Annotated in this window: 14 protein-coding genes and 3 pseudogenes; 14 read left to right on the forward strand and 3 right to left on the reverse strand. The window is 30.4% G+C overall.

All coding sequences use genetic code 11. The features are described 5' to 3' along the window. Window positions 1–65: 65 nt before the first annotated feature. Entirely contained in the window at window positions 66–608 is a 543-nt protein-coding gene (gene isaB / locus EL082_RS00655) for an immunodominant staphylococcal antigen IsaB family protein (protein ID WP_002466900.1), read from the reverse strand. Between the two features lie 340 nt (window positions 609–948). Here isaB and EL082_RS00660 point away from each other — a divergent pair, with 340 nt between their 5' ends. Further along, complete coding sequence (locus EL082_RS00660; protein ID WP_002466898.1) at window positions 949–1,512, forward strand: PepSY domain-containing protein; 564 nt, start codon at window positions 949–951, stop codon at window positions 1,510–1,512. Between the two features lie 64 nt (window positions 1,513–1,576). Here the strand turns inward: EL082_RS00660 and EL082_RS00665 are convergent, their stop codons facing one another. Next, complete coding sequence (locus EL082_RS00665; protein WP_103286355.1) at window positions 1,577–1,903, reverse strand: DoxX family protein; 327 nt, start codon at window positions 1,901–1,903, stop codon at window positions 1,577–1,579. 424 nt (window positions 1,904–2,327) lie between these two features. On the opposite strand from EL082_RS00665, the gene pbp4 reads away from it, so the two are divergent. The 9 genes and pseudogenes from pbp4 (at window position 2,328) to EL082_RS00715 (ending at window position 9,993) form a co-directional block, all read left to right on the forward strand. Next, complete coding sequence (gene pbp4 / locus EL082_RS00670; protein WP_103286354.1) at window positions 2,328–3,566, forward strand: penicillin-binding protein PBP4; 1,239 nt, start codon at window positions 2,328–2,330, stop codon at window positions 3,564–3,566. 615 nt (window positions 3,567–4,181) lie between these two features. After that, window positions 4,182–4,818 (forward strand): annotated as a pseudogene (locus EL082_RS00675) (DNA/RNA non-specific endonuclease); the annotation flags it as partial. Between the two features lie 11 nt (window positions 4,819–4,829). After that, window positions 4,830–5,324: a TIGR01741 family protein gene (locus tag EL082_RS00680; protein WP_103286353.1), complete on the forward strand. Its 495-nt coding sequence runs from the start codon at window positions 4,830–4,832 to the stop codon at window positions 5,322–5,324. A 245-nt stretch (window positions 5,325–5,569) separates the two neighbouring features. Next, window positions 5,570–6,349, forward strand: a complete 780-nt coding sequence (locus EL082_RS00685) for a tandem-type lipoprotein (RefSeq protein WP_103286356.1) — start codon at window positions 5,570–5,572, stop codon at window positions 6,347–6,349. Between the two features lie 104 nt (window positions 6,350–6,453). Next, complete coding sequence (locus tag EL082_RS00690; RefSeq protein WP_103286352.1) at window positions 6,454–7,209, forward strand: tandem-type lipoprotein; 756 nt, start codon at window positions 6,454–6,456, stop codon at window positions 7,207–7,209. 202 nt (window positions 7,210–7,411) lie between these two features. Beyond that, window positions 7,412–8,188: a tandem-type lipoprotein gene (locus EL082_RS00700; protein WP_103286351.1), complete on the forward strand. Its 777-nt coding sequence runs from the start codon at window positions 7,412–7,414 to the stop codon at window positions 8,186–8,188. 129 nt (window positions 8,189–8,317) lie between these two features. Further along, window positions 8,318–8,413 (forward strand): annotated as a pseudogene (locus tag EL082_RS12005) (TIGR01741 family protein); the annotation flags it as partial. Between the two features lie 252 nt (window positions 8,414–8,665). Next, window positions 8,666–9,452: pseudogene (locus tag EL082_RS00710) on the forward strand (tandem-type lipoprotein). A 49-nt stretch (window positions 9,453–9,501) separates the two neighbouring features. Continuing rightward, the gene (locus EL082_RS00715; protein ID WP_142380560.1) at window positions 9,502–9,993 is read left to right on the forward strand and encodes a hypothetical protein; all 492 of its coding nucleotides are present in this window, start codon (window positions 9,502–9,504) and stop codon (window positions 9,991–9,993) included. A 151-nt stretch (window positions 9,994–10,144) separates the two neighbouring features. Here the strand turns inward: EL082_RS00715 and EL082_RS00720 are convergent, their stop codons facing one another. Continuing rightward, window positions 10,145–11,608: an alkaline phosphatase gene (locus tag EL082_RS00720; RefSeq protein WP_103286350.1), complete on the reverse strand. Its 1,464-nt coding sequence runs from the start codon at window positions 11,606–11,608 to the stop codon at window positions 10,145–10,147. 354 nt (window positions 11,609–11,962) lie between these two features. Here EL082_RS00720 and EL082_RS12010 point away from each other — a divergent pair, with 354 nt between their 5' ends. The 4 genes from EL082_RS12010 to EL082_RS00735 all read left to right on the forward strand — a co-directional run bounded on the left by EL082_RS12010 (window position 11,963) and on the right by EL082_RS00735 (window position 15,391). Then, window positions 11,963–12,190 (forward strand): hypothetical protein, encoded by a 228-nt coding sequence (locus EL082_RS12010; RefSeq protein WP_232012198.1) that lies wholly within the window; start codon window positions 11,963–11,965, stop codon window positions 12,188–12,190. Window positions 12,191–12,200: 10 nt separating this feature from the next. Further along, the gene (locus EL082_RS00725) at window positions 12,201–12,941 is read left to right on the forward strand and encodes an amidohydrolase family protein (RefSeq protein WP_232012203.1); all 741 of its coding nucleotides are present in this window, start codon (window positions 12,201–12,203) and stop codon (window positions 12,939–12,941) included. 15 nt (window positions 12,942–12,956) lie between these two features. Continuing rightward, window positions 12,957–13,553, forward strand: coding sequence for an isochorismatase family protein (locus EL082_RS00730; protein WP_103286349.1), 597 nt, complete (start codon window positions 12,957–12,959; stop codon window positions 13,551–13,553). Window positions 13,554–13,696: 143 nt separating this feature from the next. Then, the gene (locus tag EL082_RS00735) at window positions 13,697–15,391 is read left to right on the forward strand and encodes an ABC-ATPase domain-containing protein (RefSeq protein ID WP_103286348.1); all 1,695 of its coding nucleotides are present in this window, start codon (window positions 13,697–13,699) and stop codon (window positions 15,389–15,391) included. The last annotated feature ends 15 nt before the right edge of the window (window positions 15,392–15,406 follow it).

Raw genomic sequence — 15,406 nt, forward strand, 5'->3', positions numbered from 1 at the left:
AGGGACATCCTGAGAATGAGGATGCCCCATTTTTATATGCATTTATTTTACTATTTATATATTAATTATGCGCCTGATCCGTCAAAACCTATTGTTACTGAAGTGACTTGTCCATTTTTTTGTGAAATGGTTACCGGAGTATGGTAAAAACCTGTTTTTGGACTTTTAAGTTGATAAGAGTCAGTGTTTGGATGTTTATTACCTTGTATATCTCTCATTTCTTGAAGATCATTACCATAAACAGATTTTAATTGTTTAATAGTAATATTATTGACTTTGATGTGTACAGATGTTGCTTGCTTTTTCCCAGGTTTAATAGAAGAAAAAGATTGGTCATATTTAGTAAAATCATTAATTTTAGACGAAGTGCCACTTAAATTAACAATTTTTGTACCATTGAAAGTAACATTTCCATATTTTACGGCATTCTTAAAGCTTTTATTTAGTAAGAATGATCCGTCATTATTAACATAACCTTTATAATTATAATAAGGTGTTGTAGCGGCATGTACATCTTGATTAGGATTTACATCTAATGAGGCTCCGACTCCGAATACTGTTCCGATGGCTAAAGTTGATGAGACAATTGCTTTGGCAGTTTTATTCATACGAATCTCCCTCTCATTTTTAGTTGAATCGTTAAAAAAGTAAAATGTTACGATTCAATGACAATATTACAAAACAATTACATCAATTTCAAATGTATAAATAAATTTAATTTTATACACATATATACATAGTTAATATAAGTGTTAATTGTATAATTTAAGAGATTAGTAAAATGTATAAGGGTAATAAAAAGAGAGTTTAAATCAAATAGTGAATATTAATTCATTATTTTTTGTTTATTAACGATATTTTTACAATATATTAACAAAACTTTAAAAGAGGTTTCTTTATATTGGAAGCGGGAATGAAAAATTATCTAATATAAAGGAGAGATTAGTAATGAAACATACTAAAACAATAGCTTTATTATCATCAGCAGCCATTTTATTAGGTGCGTGCGGTAATGGTGGCAGTGATTCTGCTTCAAATAAGAAAGATGAAGGTACGAAAGACGCCACTGTAGCGGTTAAAGATATTAAGACAAAGCCTGAAGATGCAATTAAAAAGGCACAACAAACATATAAAAACCAAGATTTAAAAGATATTTCTTATGAGAAATCAAATGGTGACTGGGTCTATAAAGTAGAACAACAAGACACGAAAAATAATAAAGAGTCAGAAGTTATCATCAATGATAAAGATAAAAAAGTGATTCACAAAGAAACTGAAAAAGGTGAATCTAATCAGTCTAATGACACATTTAAATACAGTGATGTGAAGAATTATAAAGATGCTATTAAATCAGCGCAAAAAGACTTTGATGGAGATGTGAAAGAGTGGTCATTATCAAAAGATGATGGCAAGTTAGTTTATAACTTTGATCTACAAAAAGGTAAAGAAAAGCATGAAGTGACTGTCGATGCTAAAACTGGAAAAGTATTAGACAATCAAAAAGACGATTAAAATAAATCCTCTATATGAAAATCAAGCCTGGGACATAATTAAAATGTCTCAGGCTTCAATTTTTTTAATATATTTCCAATAATTTCTTCCAGTTATAAGAAACCATAACCGCAATGCTCATAACTAGTAATAAGATGACGAGTTCAGAAGCCATGTAACCTTGTGATAAGTGTACTGTAAATAGGGCACCTAACATAATGACGATAAATCCAGCAGCAACGTAATTTGAAAATAATCCGATAATCATTAAAATACCACCGATAAATTCAAATAATCCTAATATAATTCCTAAAAATGCAGGAAATCCTAACCCAGACATCATTTCCATAGGCTCTTTAAATCCGCTAAATACCTTTTGTGATCCATGTATTGTAAATGTAATACCTAACATCAGTCTAATTAATAGTATCCTAAGCGCATAAATACTTACCTTCCCTTAAATATATTTTATATACTTGATATTGTTAGTATACTACTATAAGATTATTTTCAATGCAACCACGTATTTGATTTTTTTTGAAATAAATTCAAAGGCATTACATATAGAAGTAGTAATAAAGCTTTTAAGAGGACACATGATGTCCGGTTCAAATGATTAAATTAATAAAAACGAATAAATTTGATTTTGATTTTAAATTGGATATAAGTTTGCGTTATAATACTTATGCGTATGCAATATACATATAATTAATTTAATTTGAGGATTTAAAAGTGTTTTGTGCGAAAAACGTTAATGACTTCAGCAATGTATATTAATGCAAGTTACATCTAGTTTTAAGAATGATTGCGTAAAGCAAACTAAAGGGGGAGCATCGTTGAAAAAAGTTTTTACTAGTTTAATGATGATTATGATGTGTTTAGTCTTAATATCGCCAACTGTTTTTGCTGAACAGTCTCCGGTCGATATTGCTAAACAAGAACATCAAGATATTGATAAGCAATACAATCCAAAAGGGATGATAGTAACAACTAAAGATGGTCAAATACTTTATGATTATCATGCAAATACTCAAGTAGATCCAGCATCTACTACTAAATTGATGACGATGAATTTGGTTTATGACAATATTAAATCAGGCAAAATTAAAATGAATGATAAAGTGAAAATAACATCACGATATGAAAAAATGTCAGAATTACCTAATTTAACTACATTTCCACTTAAAGAAGGAACAACCGTTACAATCAATCAATTATTGAAGCAAGCGGCATTAGAATCAAGTAACGCTGCGACATTAGTATTGGCAGAACATATTGATGGTAGTTCTTCGAAATTTACAGATAGAATGAATCAAAAAGCTAAAGACTTAGGCATGAAGGATACAAAGTTTACGAATCCAAGTGGAGCTAATAATAAAATATTAAAACCATATGAGCCTAAAAGTTATAAAGATGATACGATTTCGCATACAACTGCACGTGAAATGTCATTATTAAGTAATCATATATTGAATGCACATCCAGATGTTTTAAAAATTACAAAACTATCTAAAGATAAGCAGTCAAATCAAGAATTACATAATACCAATACATCATCACCTAATGAAGCAGATGGTATGAAAGATGTTGATGGTTTAAAAACAGGGACAAGTGACAATGGATACAATTTAGAATTAACTGCCAAACGAAATCATTTAAGAATCGTAACAGGCATATTCAATGTTAAGCCGTACCCTGATGAACAAGCGAAGCATGCCCGTCAAAAACTGGCGAATGCTTTAACTGAACATGCATTTAAGCAATACGACTACCGTAAAGTCATTTCAAAAGGTGAACATGAAATAGACGGTAAAAAATATGAAGTAAAAAAAGATTTATATGATTTAGTACCTAAAGATAAAAGTAAATATCAATTAAAAGTGTCTGACGATAATCAATTATATGTCGATTACGATCGTCAATTTACGAAAGGACATCAAGCACCTACCGTAGAAGTCGAACCTACGACACATTGGGGTATGATTTTTCTATACGTATTTATGGCAATTGCCGGACTAGTATTACTAGGTATGTTGACCATCATAGGTATCAAAATTTATTACAAAAAGTTTTAATCAAATGATGACGTATAAAACATACTAAGATTAGCTATGAAGAAATCTATGACGATAGATTTTTCATAGCTATTTTTTATAGTTATAGAGAGTAGGACAGAAATAATAAAGAACCATTAATCATTGATTATGTAGTGGTTCTTACGCATTAGCCACAGCTAATGTGTACTTTAAAATAGAAATACATGAGTGAAACTCATGCATAAGAAATACTAATTTCTAAAGAAAAAAGTATTTCTTTATCTTTGTCCATCCCCAACTTGCATTGTCTGTAGATTTTCTTTTCGAAATTCTCTATGTTTGGGGCCCGTCCCCCCGGCAAGGATGACTAGAAATGAAAAAGCTTGGAACATTTAGAACGTCTTTGTAATGTATTACTTAGACGGTTTTATGCATGAACTTTAGTTCATGTATACCGCTAAAGCTTAATTTGAACACATGAGTCAATACGCATGTGAAAGTCATTCTAATTTCTATAAGAAAAAGAATGACTTTACAGTCAACTACTGCCTAAATATGAATGTAACTTGAAATATATTTATGTCCCAGCCTGTTTTTTAATTTAAAAACCAGTCATCTACTCCATTTTTTGTTATAAAATTCCGAATATCTATAAAGAATATTCAACGTACTTTCACACCAAATCATCAAGTGACACACACACCAAAAGATAGTATGGTAAAGAGTGAAGGTAAGCATGTAAGTAGTAGTCAAAGTCATGGTTCCAACCATGTTCATTATCAAGAAGACCCAAATCTTACAAAGGTTGAGTATGGTGACCATTATGAAAAAAGATTTATGAAACCTAAAAAATTGAAAGCCAATATCGAATATACAACATCGCATGGACATGTGTATCGAACGGATCACAAAGGTCGTATAAAAGAAGTATATGCAGAAGATTTTACACCTCATGATGGCGGCCGCAATCCATACGCGCAACGAACAGTTGGAAGAGAAGACCGATTACCAGATGATGACGGTGGTCATTTAATAGCACGAGCATTCGGAGGGTCTAAAGATATAGACAATCTCGTACCTCAAAGTAAATACATCAACCGACCATTTAAAGAGAATGGGCAATGGTATAAGATGGAGAAAGAATGGCAAAAAGCCATTGACAAAGGCAGAGAAGTAAAAAAACATTAAAATTGAAGTGAAATATAGAGGGAACAGTCAAAGACCTACAGAATTTCAAGTTGAATATGAAATAAATAATGAAAAAGACATAAAAAGTATTAAAAATATTTAGGAGTGAGAAAAATGGCATTTGAAGAAAACTTAAATAAAATGTATCAAGAAATTGCGAATCATATTAATGAGATGATACCAACAGAATGGGAACAGATTTATACAATGGCTTATATAGATGAAGAAGGAGGAGAAGTATTTTTTAATTATACTATACCTGGAAGTGACGATTTACATTACTATACTGATATTCCTAAAGATTATAATGTTTCAGAAAAGATATTTAGCAAGTTATCTTTTACTCTCTATAAACTATTTAAAAGCCTCAGAGAACTATTCATAGAAAATAATCAAGAACCATGGACATCATGTGAATTTGATTTTAATAATGAAGGTAAATTAAATGTGACCTTTGATTATATCGATTGGAAAAACTCTGAATTTGGACCTTTAGCTCGAGAAAATTATTACGAATACAGAAAATTTGGAATCATACCTGAATTTGAAGATGAAAGAGAAGAAATTCAAGAAATAGAACAGTTCATTAAAGAACAAGAAGAAGAGTAATTGAAGAATGACTAAGCAATGTAAAAGTTGCTTAGTCATTCTTTAGTTTAAAAAGATGGGTAATAATTATAGATATGATTTTAACTAATATTCGAAAAGGTAAATCTAGTAAAGATTATATTCCATAGAAAAATAGAATTATTTGTATAACATAATTGGATAATATCAAAATTTTCAATGAAAAAACATGTTAATTTATATTAAAATAATAATGAAGAATATTATTTATGGAAAGATGTGAATCTATGAATATATCTAAAAAATGGTTGTTAGTAATCATAATCCCTTTATTTATTTTAATTATAATTGTAGGTTTATGGTACTCAATGAAACTTAAAAAAGAGAATGAAATTAAAGAAAGTTTTTCAAAAACATTAAACATGTATCCAATTAAAAATTTAGAAGACTTGTACGATAAAGAAGGATATAGAGATGAAGAGTTTGACAAAGATGATAAAGGGACATGGGTGTTGAATTCAGATATGACTACAACTAATAGTAACGGCGAGTTAGTTTCTGAAGGAATGCTGTTAAAACTTAATAGAAATACAAAAACAGCTCGAGGATATTATTTTGTGAATAAGTTCAGTAATGATTCTAATAAATATGATTTAGGAAAGAAAATTACAAAGTACCCTGTTGAGTTAAAAGACAATAAGATTAATATCAATAAAGACATAAAAGATAAAAAATTAAAACATAAAATTGAAAATTTTAAGTTTTTTGCTCAATATGCTAACTTTAAGAACTTAGAAAAATATAAAAATGGTGATATTGAATATAACCCGGAAGTTCCAAGTTATTCGGCAAAATATCAATTAAATAATAACGATTTTAATGTACAACAAATAAGAGAAACTTACGATGTACCCACTAAAAAAGCACCAACTTTTACAATGAAAGGTACAGGAGAATTAAGCGGAGATTCTTTAGGAATTCAATCGATAGAATATACTTTTGAAGAAGGCAAGAAAAAGAATATTTATTTTACTGATTCTCTTGAATTCCAACCGACTGCAAAATAAATTTAATTGTTATAGATACTAAGAAGCACATGTCAATTTATTTAAAATAAAAATGAAGAATATTATTTTATAGAAAGATGTGAATCTATGAATATATCTAAAAAATGGTTGTTAGTAATCATAATCCCTTTATTGTAATTATAATTGTAGGGGGATGGTATTCAATGAAACTAAAAAAAGAGAATGAAATTAAAGAAAGCTTTTCAAAAACATTAAAGATGTATCCAATAAAAAATTTAGAAGACTTGTATGATAAAGAAGGATATAGAGATGAAGAGTTTGATAAAGATGATAAGGGTGAGTGGATATTGCAATCAACAATGAATGTTGAAAAGGATGGTGGTGAATTAGTATCAGAAGGCATGGTTATTTACATAAATAGAAATACTAAAGAAACCCAGGGATCATACAATATTGAAAAAGTTTATGAAGATAAAGATGGTAGACTTAAACATAAGGAGATTAAAGTCCCAATTAAATTTAAAGAAAATAAAATTATTCTTAATAAAGAAATCAAAGATAAAAAGTTAAAAAATAAAATTGAAAAATTCAAATTTTTTGCTCAATATGCTAATTTTAAAAATTTAGAAAAATATAAAAATGGTGATATAGATTATAATCCTGAAGTTCCAAGTTATTCAGCAAAATATCAATTATCTAATGGTGATTTTAATGTGAAAAAAATTAGAGAAATATATAAAGTACCAACAAAAAAAGCACCTAAATTTACTATAAAAGGTACAGGGAAACTAAGTGGAGATTCTTTAGGAAATCAGTCAATAGAATATACTTTTGAAGAAGGAAAGAAAAATAATATTTATTTTACAGATTCTATTGAATTCCAACCGACTGCAAAATAAATTTAATTGTTATAGATACAAAAATTCGGTATGATTCCTGAATTAGATTATGCAAAAGAAGAAATTCAAGAAATAGAACAATTCATTAAAGAGCAAGAAGAGAGAAAAATGAAGTGAAGAATATCCAATTTTTTAATGAAAAGATGGCAACATATATTAAAATGAGAATAATTAATAATATGTTATAGAAAGTTGAGAATTTATGAATATATCCAAAAAATGGTTGATAGTCATCACAATATCTATTAGCACTGTAATCATTATTATAGGTTTATGGTACTCAATGAAACTTAAAAAAGAGAATGAAATTAAAGAAAGCTTTTCAAAAACATTAAAGATGTATCCAATAAAAAATTTAGAAGACTTGTATGATAAAGAAGGATATAGAGATGAAGAATTTGATGAAGATGATAAAGGAGTATGGATATTACAATCGTCTCTGTCATTGCAAAAAAAGAACGAAGATTTAACATCAGAAGGTATGCTTTTGAAAGTTAACAGAAACAAAAAAGAAGCAAAAGGTTACTATTTTATAAACAGGTATAAAAATAATCCTGATAATTATGAAGATGATGAAGAAAAAAGGAGATATCCTATAGAGTTAAAAAATAACAAATTACAACTAACTAAAAAAATAAATAATAAGGAGTTAGAAAGGAAAATCAAAAATTTTAAGTTCTTTTCACAATTTGGTAATTTTAAAAATTTATCTACTTATAAAAATGGAAAAGTAGAATATAATCCGGAAGTTCCAAGTTATTCTTTAAAATATAATTTATCCAATAGTAATAATAATGTGAAAAAAATAAGAGATCATTTTGATATTCCTACAAATAAAGAACCTAAATTAATACTAAAGGGCTCAGGGAAATTAAGTGGTGAATCTGGTGACGTCAAAACAATAGATTATGAATTTGTGCGTAATAAAAAAGAAATGGTTAAATTTTCTGATAGTATAAGTTATCAACCCACATATTAATTTTTAAAAAGAGGGATTAAACTTGAGTAAATCTAAGAAAAAAATAAAGAACTGCCTAAAAATTTAAATTATATTGATAGTTATACAGATAAAGCATCTGTAGCACCCCTTGGACAAGTTACTGGATTTAATTATTATAGATACAAAAAATTCTGTATTGTACCTGAATTTGATTATGCAAAGGAAGAAATTGAACAGTTCATTAAAGAACAAGAAGAAGAGTAAAATGAATTGAAGAATGACTAAGCAATGTAAAAGTTGCTTAGTCATTCTTTAATTTATAAACATGAGTAATAATTATAGATATGATTTTAACAAATATTCGAAAAGGTAAAGCTAATAAAGATTATATTACATAGAAAGATAGAATTATTTATATAACATAATTGTATTATGTCAAATTTTTTCAATGAAAAACATGTTAATTTATATTAAAATAAAAATGAAGAATATTATTTTATAGAAAGATGTGAATCTATGAATATATCTAAAAAATGGTTTTTAGTCATCATCATACCTTTAGCAATTGTACTAATCATAGGAGGGATTTGGTATTCAATGAAACTTAAAAAAGAGAATGAAATTAAAGAAAGCTTTTCAAAAACATTAAACATGTATCCAATTAAAAATTTAGAAGATTTGTATGATAAAGAAGGTTATAGAGATGAAGAATTTGATAAAGATGATAAAGGAACTTGGGTAGTAAGTTCTGATATTTCGGTAACTGATAAAAAAGGAAAGTTAGTTACAGAAGGAATGATTATATATTAATAGAAATACCAAAAAAGCTAATGGACACTATTATATAAGAAAAATTTATAAAGATGGCGAAGGAAAAGGACATAATGATGAAACAAGAATTCCTATTAAAATTAAGAAACAGAGTATAGAAATAAATAAAAAGATTACAAATAAGAAATTAGAACAAAAAATAAAAGATTTTAAATTTTTCTCTCAATTTGCTAATTTTGATGATTTAACAAATTATAAAAATGGACATATAGAATATAATTCTGAAGTCCCTAGCTATTCCGCAGAATATCAACTTTCTAATAAAGATAGTAATGTGCAAAAAATAAGAAAACATTTTAATATTCCTACAAATAAAGAGCCTAAACTTATATTAAAAGGTAACGGTGATTTAAAGGGGTCTTCTATAGGTAATAAATCAATAGAGTATACATTTGTACAAGATAAACATAACGATATTTACTTTACAGACAGAGTAATGTATGAACCTACTAAAAAAGTAAGTAAACCTTAATTTAAAAAAACAAAAAATCTTGAAATTTCAAGAAAGGAATGGAATTAAATTGAGTAGTGAATATCAAATGAATAATAAAGATAGTGAATTAAGTACATATATCAATAGTGATACTGAAGAAACAACGGCTATTTCAAAAATAAGTTATGAGATAGAGAATGCTAATCTTAAGAATTTAAGTTATAACAAGGTTGAAGAACAAATGAGTAAATTGAAAGATGGTGGGGATTTTCCTGATAACTTGGAATATATCGATAGCTATACAGATAAGTCAACAGGAACTACATCAGTCGCTTTTAAAGATGAGAATACAAATAAAGTAACGATAGGAATGACTGGTACTAATAAGGCTAATGACGTATATAAAGACATTGGTGCAGATGCACACTTAGTGTTTGACAGTATTACTCCTAAAGACGTGCACTATAAGAACACACAAAAATTTATTAATAAAATGGAAGATTCAACTAAGGGAGATTGGGTTGATAGCGCAAAGATTGAATTAAAAAATATAGAAGGAAAATTAGATGACATACTTTAATTTTAATAAATACATCAAATAACGCCAACTACCACAATAAATCAATGGTAGTTGGCATTTTTGATATTTAACAAAGGATATATATAATGATTAAGACTTATTTCACAATGATATTGTGGCATGAGAGTAAGTTATGTTGCTTTATTTCATTCTATGATGATGTGACGTCGCTGCTAAAGAAGTCGAATAGGTTTTTAGGTTGATCGGTGTTATCGATATTGCCATTTAATAAGTTTGAACCTGGGCCATATGCGTATGTGTTAACATCTTCGCCAGTATGACCGTATGTTGTCCAACCTGTTCTTGATTTGTCGTTAATAGGTTTTTGGATAGCATCTTGAAGTTTGCCTTGTTGTTTTTCAATTTTAGGATCGTCTTCATTTTTGGCTTTATCTTTTACATCTTTTAATTTATCTGCTTCGTCTTTGATTTTATCTATTTGTTTAGACTTCATGTCAAAGCCATATCCGTTCTTGATGACTTTTTCTACATCTTTACCCTCTGCAATTTGTTCTGTCATATGTGCACCTGATTTGTTCATTTTATGGATAGCATCTGGGTTCCATTTATATTCCTCGCCACTACCAATTGTCATACCATCAGTTGAATGGTCTGCCGTTGCGATAACTAAAGTATCATCACGATTTTCAGCGTATGACATCGCATTTTCAAATGCTTTGTTGAAACCGTCCATTTCTGACATGACACCTATGACATCATTAGCGTGGGCTGTCTTATCGATTGAAGCACCTTCTACCATTAAGAAGAAACCGTTATTATTTTTCTCAAGTTTCTTTAATGCACTTTGTTGCATATCAGCTAACATTGGATTTTTCTTAGGTGCATCAATTTGTAGTGGCATATTTTCTTCCGCAAATAGACCTAATACTTGGTCGCTTTTAGAATTAGCTAATTCATTTTTATTTGATACGACGTCATAACCGTCTTTTTTGAATTTTTTATCTAGGTTTCCATTTTCTTTACCAAAGTATTTAGAGCCACCACCAAGAAGTACATCTACTTTATGTTGGCCGTTGATTTTATCATTGTAAAATTGTTTAGCGATTTCATCTTTTTTATCACGGTCGTCAACATGTGCAGCATATGCAGCGGGTGTAGCGTCAGTAATTTCCGCAGTCGAAACTAATCCCGTAGACTTACCGCTTTCTTTTGCTTGTTCTAATACTGTTTTTTGAGCTTGTTTGTTATTATCTACACCGATAGCACCATTAAATGTTTTCTTACCAGTACTAAGTGCTGTACCAGCAACTGCTGAGTCGGTAATATTTTCTTTATCATCATCGTTATGTACGCGCATTGTTCCTTTAAGATAGTTGTCGAAAGCTGTTTTATCCATCTCTTTAGTTTTAGGATTATCAGCGTAGTAACGGTAGGCTGTATTAAATGATGGTCCCATGCCATCCCCAATTAAGAAGATTACATTCTTAGGATTTTTAGTATTACCCATGGCAATGGCTTCGCTATTGTTAGTATTTTGACTATCGGGTGCTTGACCACCTGCTGAAGCTAGTGTTGGATGACTTGTGCTAAATAAAGTCATCGTTAAAATTGAACCTGCGATAGTCATCTTTCCCCATTTTGAATTTAAAAACATACAAACGTTCCTCCCAATATTATATATAATTGTTACATTAATAGAATAAAATAATTAAATTGATTTGAAGTAATTGTTAAGTTAATGTTTTGTAAATTTATATTAAATTCAAGGAGTGTAAATATATATTTGTATTAATGCATCATTTTATATTTGATGGTTTTATAACGGATTTCAATCGTTATAAATATGATTTGACCAATAATATGGATTACTATCAGTTAGTAAAGTATTGAAAATTAAATCAACCCAATTATTCGCATTGTCATACGGTAAGCGTTATAATTCATTTGATTTATATATAAATGTAGTTTGAGATGTTTTATATCTCTTGCTGTAAGGAGGCTTTTTTATATGACTCAATCTAAACCAGTCATTGCTGTTGAAGAACATTTTGTTATAGAGGAGTTAGATTCTTTTAAAGATGAAGATCCTAATGGTCCACATGCGAAAGCGGTAGCACCTATCATGAACCGTTTGAAGAACTTAGGTGACAATCGTATTGCTGAAATGGATGAAGCGGGAGTGGCAAAGCAAATTGTGTCTCTAACTGCACCTTGTACACAACAATTAGAGAGATGAGGCAATCCAACTGTCTACTAAGGCAAATAATTTACTTGGTGAAGCAGTTCAAAAGCATCCTGAAAGACTTGCTGGATTTGCAACGCTACCCACCATTGAGCCAGAATTAGCCGCACAAGAATTAGAGCGTACTGTGAATGAATTTGGATTTAAAGGCGCGATTATAAATGGGCATACGTTAGGAGACTATTTAGACCATCCTAAATTTGAAATACTCTTTGAAAAGGCTGAACAATTAAATGTACCTATCTATTTACATCCAGCCATTCCACCTGACAATGTGATTGATACGTATTACAAAGGTAATTTTTCAAGTGATGTTGCAATGCAATTTGCTTCTGCTGGATGGGGCTGGCACATCGAAACAGCTATTCACTTAATTCGCATCGTGTTGAGTGGTACATTTGATAAGTATCCCGATTTAAAAATAGTGACAGGACATAATGGGGAAGGTGTATTATACGCACTTCAAAGATTGGATACTTTAATTCCACCACAATTGTCTCATCTAAAGAAAAAAGTCAGTGATTATCTTAAAGAGAATATTTATTATTCAATTTCTGGTTATACTTATGCACCACCATTTATGCAAATGTATGAACAAGTAGGTGCTGATCATATTTTATATTTTAGTGACTATCCATATGTTTCTATGAAAGATACATTAGATTTTGTTGATCAATTAGATATCAGTGAGGAAGATAAAGATAAGATTTTATACAAAAATGTGCAGCAATTATTTAATTTATAAAGGAGTATGATATTAATGGATAATCAATTAGAACCACTTAATCCTAAAAAAGTAGCATTTATAGCTGTAGATTTACAGAAAGATTTACCGATGACGTATCATCCTTATCCATACGCTACAATTACTGAAAATGCAGGTAAATTAGCACGTGCATTTGAACAAGCAGGTGCATTGAATGTCTTTTTCAAAGTTGGTACTACAGATGGTAAGGATATGTTAAATCCAATTGCCGATAGAAGTATGGTGGCTAAAGGAGCTGCTGATATGGGTGACCGTCAAAAATTTGATCAGTTAACACCTGAATTAGATGACATTAAGCACGCGCTCCGTATTACAAAACATCAATGGGGTAGCTTTTATGGTACGGAATTAGATTTACAATTAAGACGTCGTGGTATAGATACCATTGTCTTAAGTGGTGTTGCGACAGGTTTCGGTGTAGATACAACAGCTAGAGAAGCGTATCAACATGGGTATCATATTATTTTTGCTGAAGATGCGATGGGCGCATTATCAGCACAAGAATATGAGTATGAAGTAAACTATATATTCCCATTCATGGGGCGTGTACGTAAAACAGACGACATTATTAACGCAGGTTGGTCAGAATAACGTCAGTCTAAAATAGAATAATGGAGTCAAAACAAAAGTCATTTTTAGTTTTATAGCTAAAGATGGCTTTTATGTGTTTAGTGGAAAATGGCTATCGGGTAGTATGAATGAATAGATGATTCAAATACTAAGGAGAATGATTAATGAAACAAGCACAAGACTTAAAAAAGACATTATTTCAATTAGATGGTCAAAAGTACGGTGCTTATAAACGTATTAAAAATGTCTATGATTTTAATGACTTTCAATTAGCCATTGATCATATACAAGTGGATCCATATGCGCCGCCATCTAAAATAAGATTAATCATTGATAGAGATATTGTAGAGATACCAGATAAATATTTAGATACTGAAGAAAAGCGTGTAGCTGTTGCTGACTTTTTAACAAGAAATGTCACACATGTATTGAAATCGTTAGTTTCTAAATCAAAAGGACAACACAAGCTATTGATCGATCGTTGTGGTCAAGAAATGTTGAAAAGAACATCAGTAGTAATTAACAACAATAATATAGAAGTGCGTCTCGAGGTAGGTCTTCCAGCTGCAGGACGCAAAATATTAGGCAAAGCTGCAGCAATAACACTGACCGAACTATTACCTCAGCTTGTATCTCAAGCACTTAACTATCAACAAATTGATCAAGCATCTTTAAAACAACAGGTTGAATTAAAATTAAATCAAACTTATATTAGAGCGCAACTCGAGCAACAAGGACTTATCGCATTTGTAGCTAATGGTGCCATATTACCGAGGAAAAGTGGTATATCTGATGGACCAATGTCCAAGGCTAAATCATTTATAAGTCCTAAGTCATTTGAGACGACTATGCATGTGCCGTTTGGTGAAGCGGTGAAGGGTATGGGAATACCTAAAGGCATTACCCTTATTGTGGGTGGTGGCTATCATGGTAAGTCAACATTATTACGAGCATTAGAGAGAGGTGTCTATGACCATATTGCAGGTGATGGACGAGAATATGTTATTACCAACGACAGTGCAATGAAGATTCGCGCTGAAGACGGTCGTAGCGTTGAAAAAGTTAATATACAACCATTTATTGATCACCTACCAGGTAAAAAAGACACAAGTCAATTTTCAACAGATAATGCAAGTGGTAGTACATCACAAGCCACCAATGTCATGGAAGCACTTGAAGCACAATCAAAAGTAATGTTAATTGACGAAGATACCTCGGCTACGAATTTTATGATTCGTGATGGCCGTATGCAAAAGTTAATAGCGCCCGAGAAAGAACCCATTACACCATTTTCAAATAAAGTGAAACCATTATATGATGACTATGATGTATCGACTATTTTAATTGTAGGTGGATCAGGCGATTACTTTGAAGTGGCTGATCAAGTACTGATGATGGATGAATATGTACTCAAAGATGTCACTGAAGAAGCTAAGGCAATAGCACATTCCACTGGATATGAACGAGATATGATTTCACAACAATCATTTGGTAACATCCCGTCAAGAGTCCCACTTACGTCAAGTTTTACTAAAAAGGGTAAAGACGGTCGATTAAAAGGAAAAGGCCAACATGCAGTGATGTATGGTAAAGAGGCGATTGATATATCTGGATTAGAACAATTAGTAGATGATAGTCAGACTAATTGTTTGGCAATGATGTTAGATTATATGCAACGTCATAAGGTGAATAACGAGCAGACGATTGTAGAGATAGTCGATGCTATTTATCAATTGATTGACGAACAAGGGTTAGAGGCGATGTCACATCATCAAGGTCATCCAGGTAATTTAGCCTTACCACGTAAACAAGAACTGATAGGTACGTTGAATCGCTATAGAGGGTTGCATGTGAAATGATATAAATGTAATGAT

The sequence above is a fragment of the Staphylococcus warneri genome (assembly GCF_900636385.1).
GTDB classification, from domain to species: Bacteria; Bacillota; Bacilli; order Staphylococcales; family Staphylococcaceae; genus Staphylococcus; species Staphylococcus warneri.

Excerpts from the sequence above, each read along its gene's own strand:
- isaB (WP_002466900.1), bottom strand. The coding sequence starts at position 608 with ATGAATAAAACTGCCAAAGCAATTGTCTCATCAACTTTAGCCATCGGA.
- EL082_RS00660 (WP_002466898.1), top strand. The coding sequence starts at position 949 with ATGAAACATACTAAAACAATAGCTTTATTATCATCAGCAGCCATTTTA.
- EL082_RS00665 (WP_103286355.1), bottom strand. The coding sequence starts at position 1,903 with ATGTTAGGTATTACATTTACAATACATGGATCACAAAAGGTATTTAGC.
- EL082_RS00680 (WP_103286353.1), top strand. The coding sequence starts at position 4,830 with ATGGCATTTGAAGAAAACTTAAATAAAATGTATCAAGAAATTGCGAAT.
- EL082_RS00685 (WP_103286356.1), top strand. The coding sequence starts at position 5,570 with ATGAATATATCTAAAAAATGGTTGTTAGTAATCATAATCCCTTTATTT.
- EL082_RS00690 (WP_103286352.1), top strand. The coding sequence starts at position 6,454 with ATGGTTGTTAGTAATCATAATCCCTTTATTGTAATTATAATTGTAGGG.
- EL082_RS00700 (WP_103286351.1), top strand. The coding sequence starts at position 7,412 with ATGAATATATCCAAAAAATGGTTGATAGTCATCACAATATCTATTAGC.
- EL082_RS00720 (WP_103286350.1), bottom strand. The coding sequence starts at position 11,608 with ATGTTTTTAAATTCAAAATGGGGAAAGATGACTATCGCAGGTTCAATT.
- EL082_RS12010 (WP_232012198.1), top strand. The coding sequence starts at position 11,963 with ATGACTCAATCTAAACCAGTCATTGCTGTTGAAGAACATTTTGTTATA.
- EL082_RS00730 (WP_103286349.1), top strand. The coding sequence starts at position 12,957 with ATGGATAATCAATTAGAACCACTTAATCCTAAAAAAGTAGCATTTATA.
- EL082_RS00735 (WP_103286348.1), top strand. The coding sequence starts at position 13,697 with ATGAAACAAGCACAAGACTTAAAAAAGACATTATTTCAATTAGATGGT.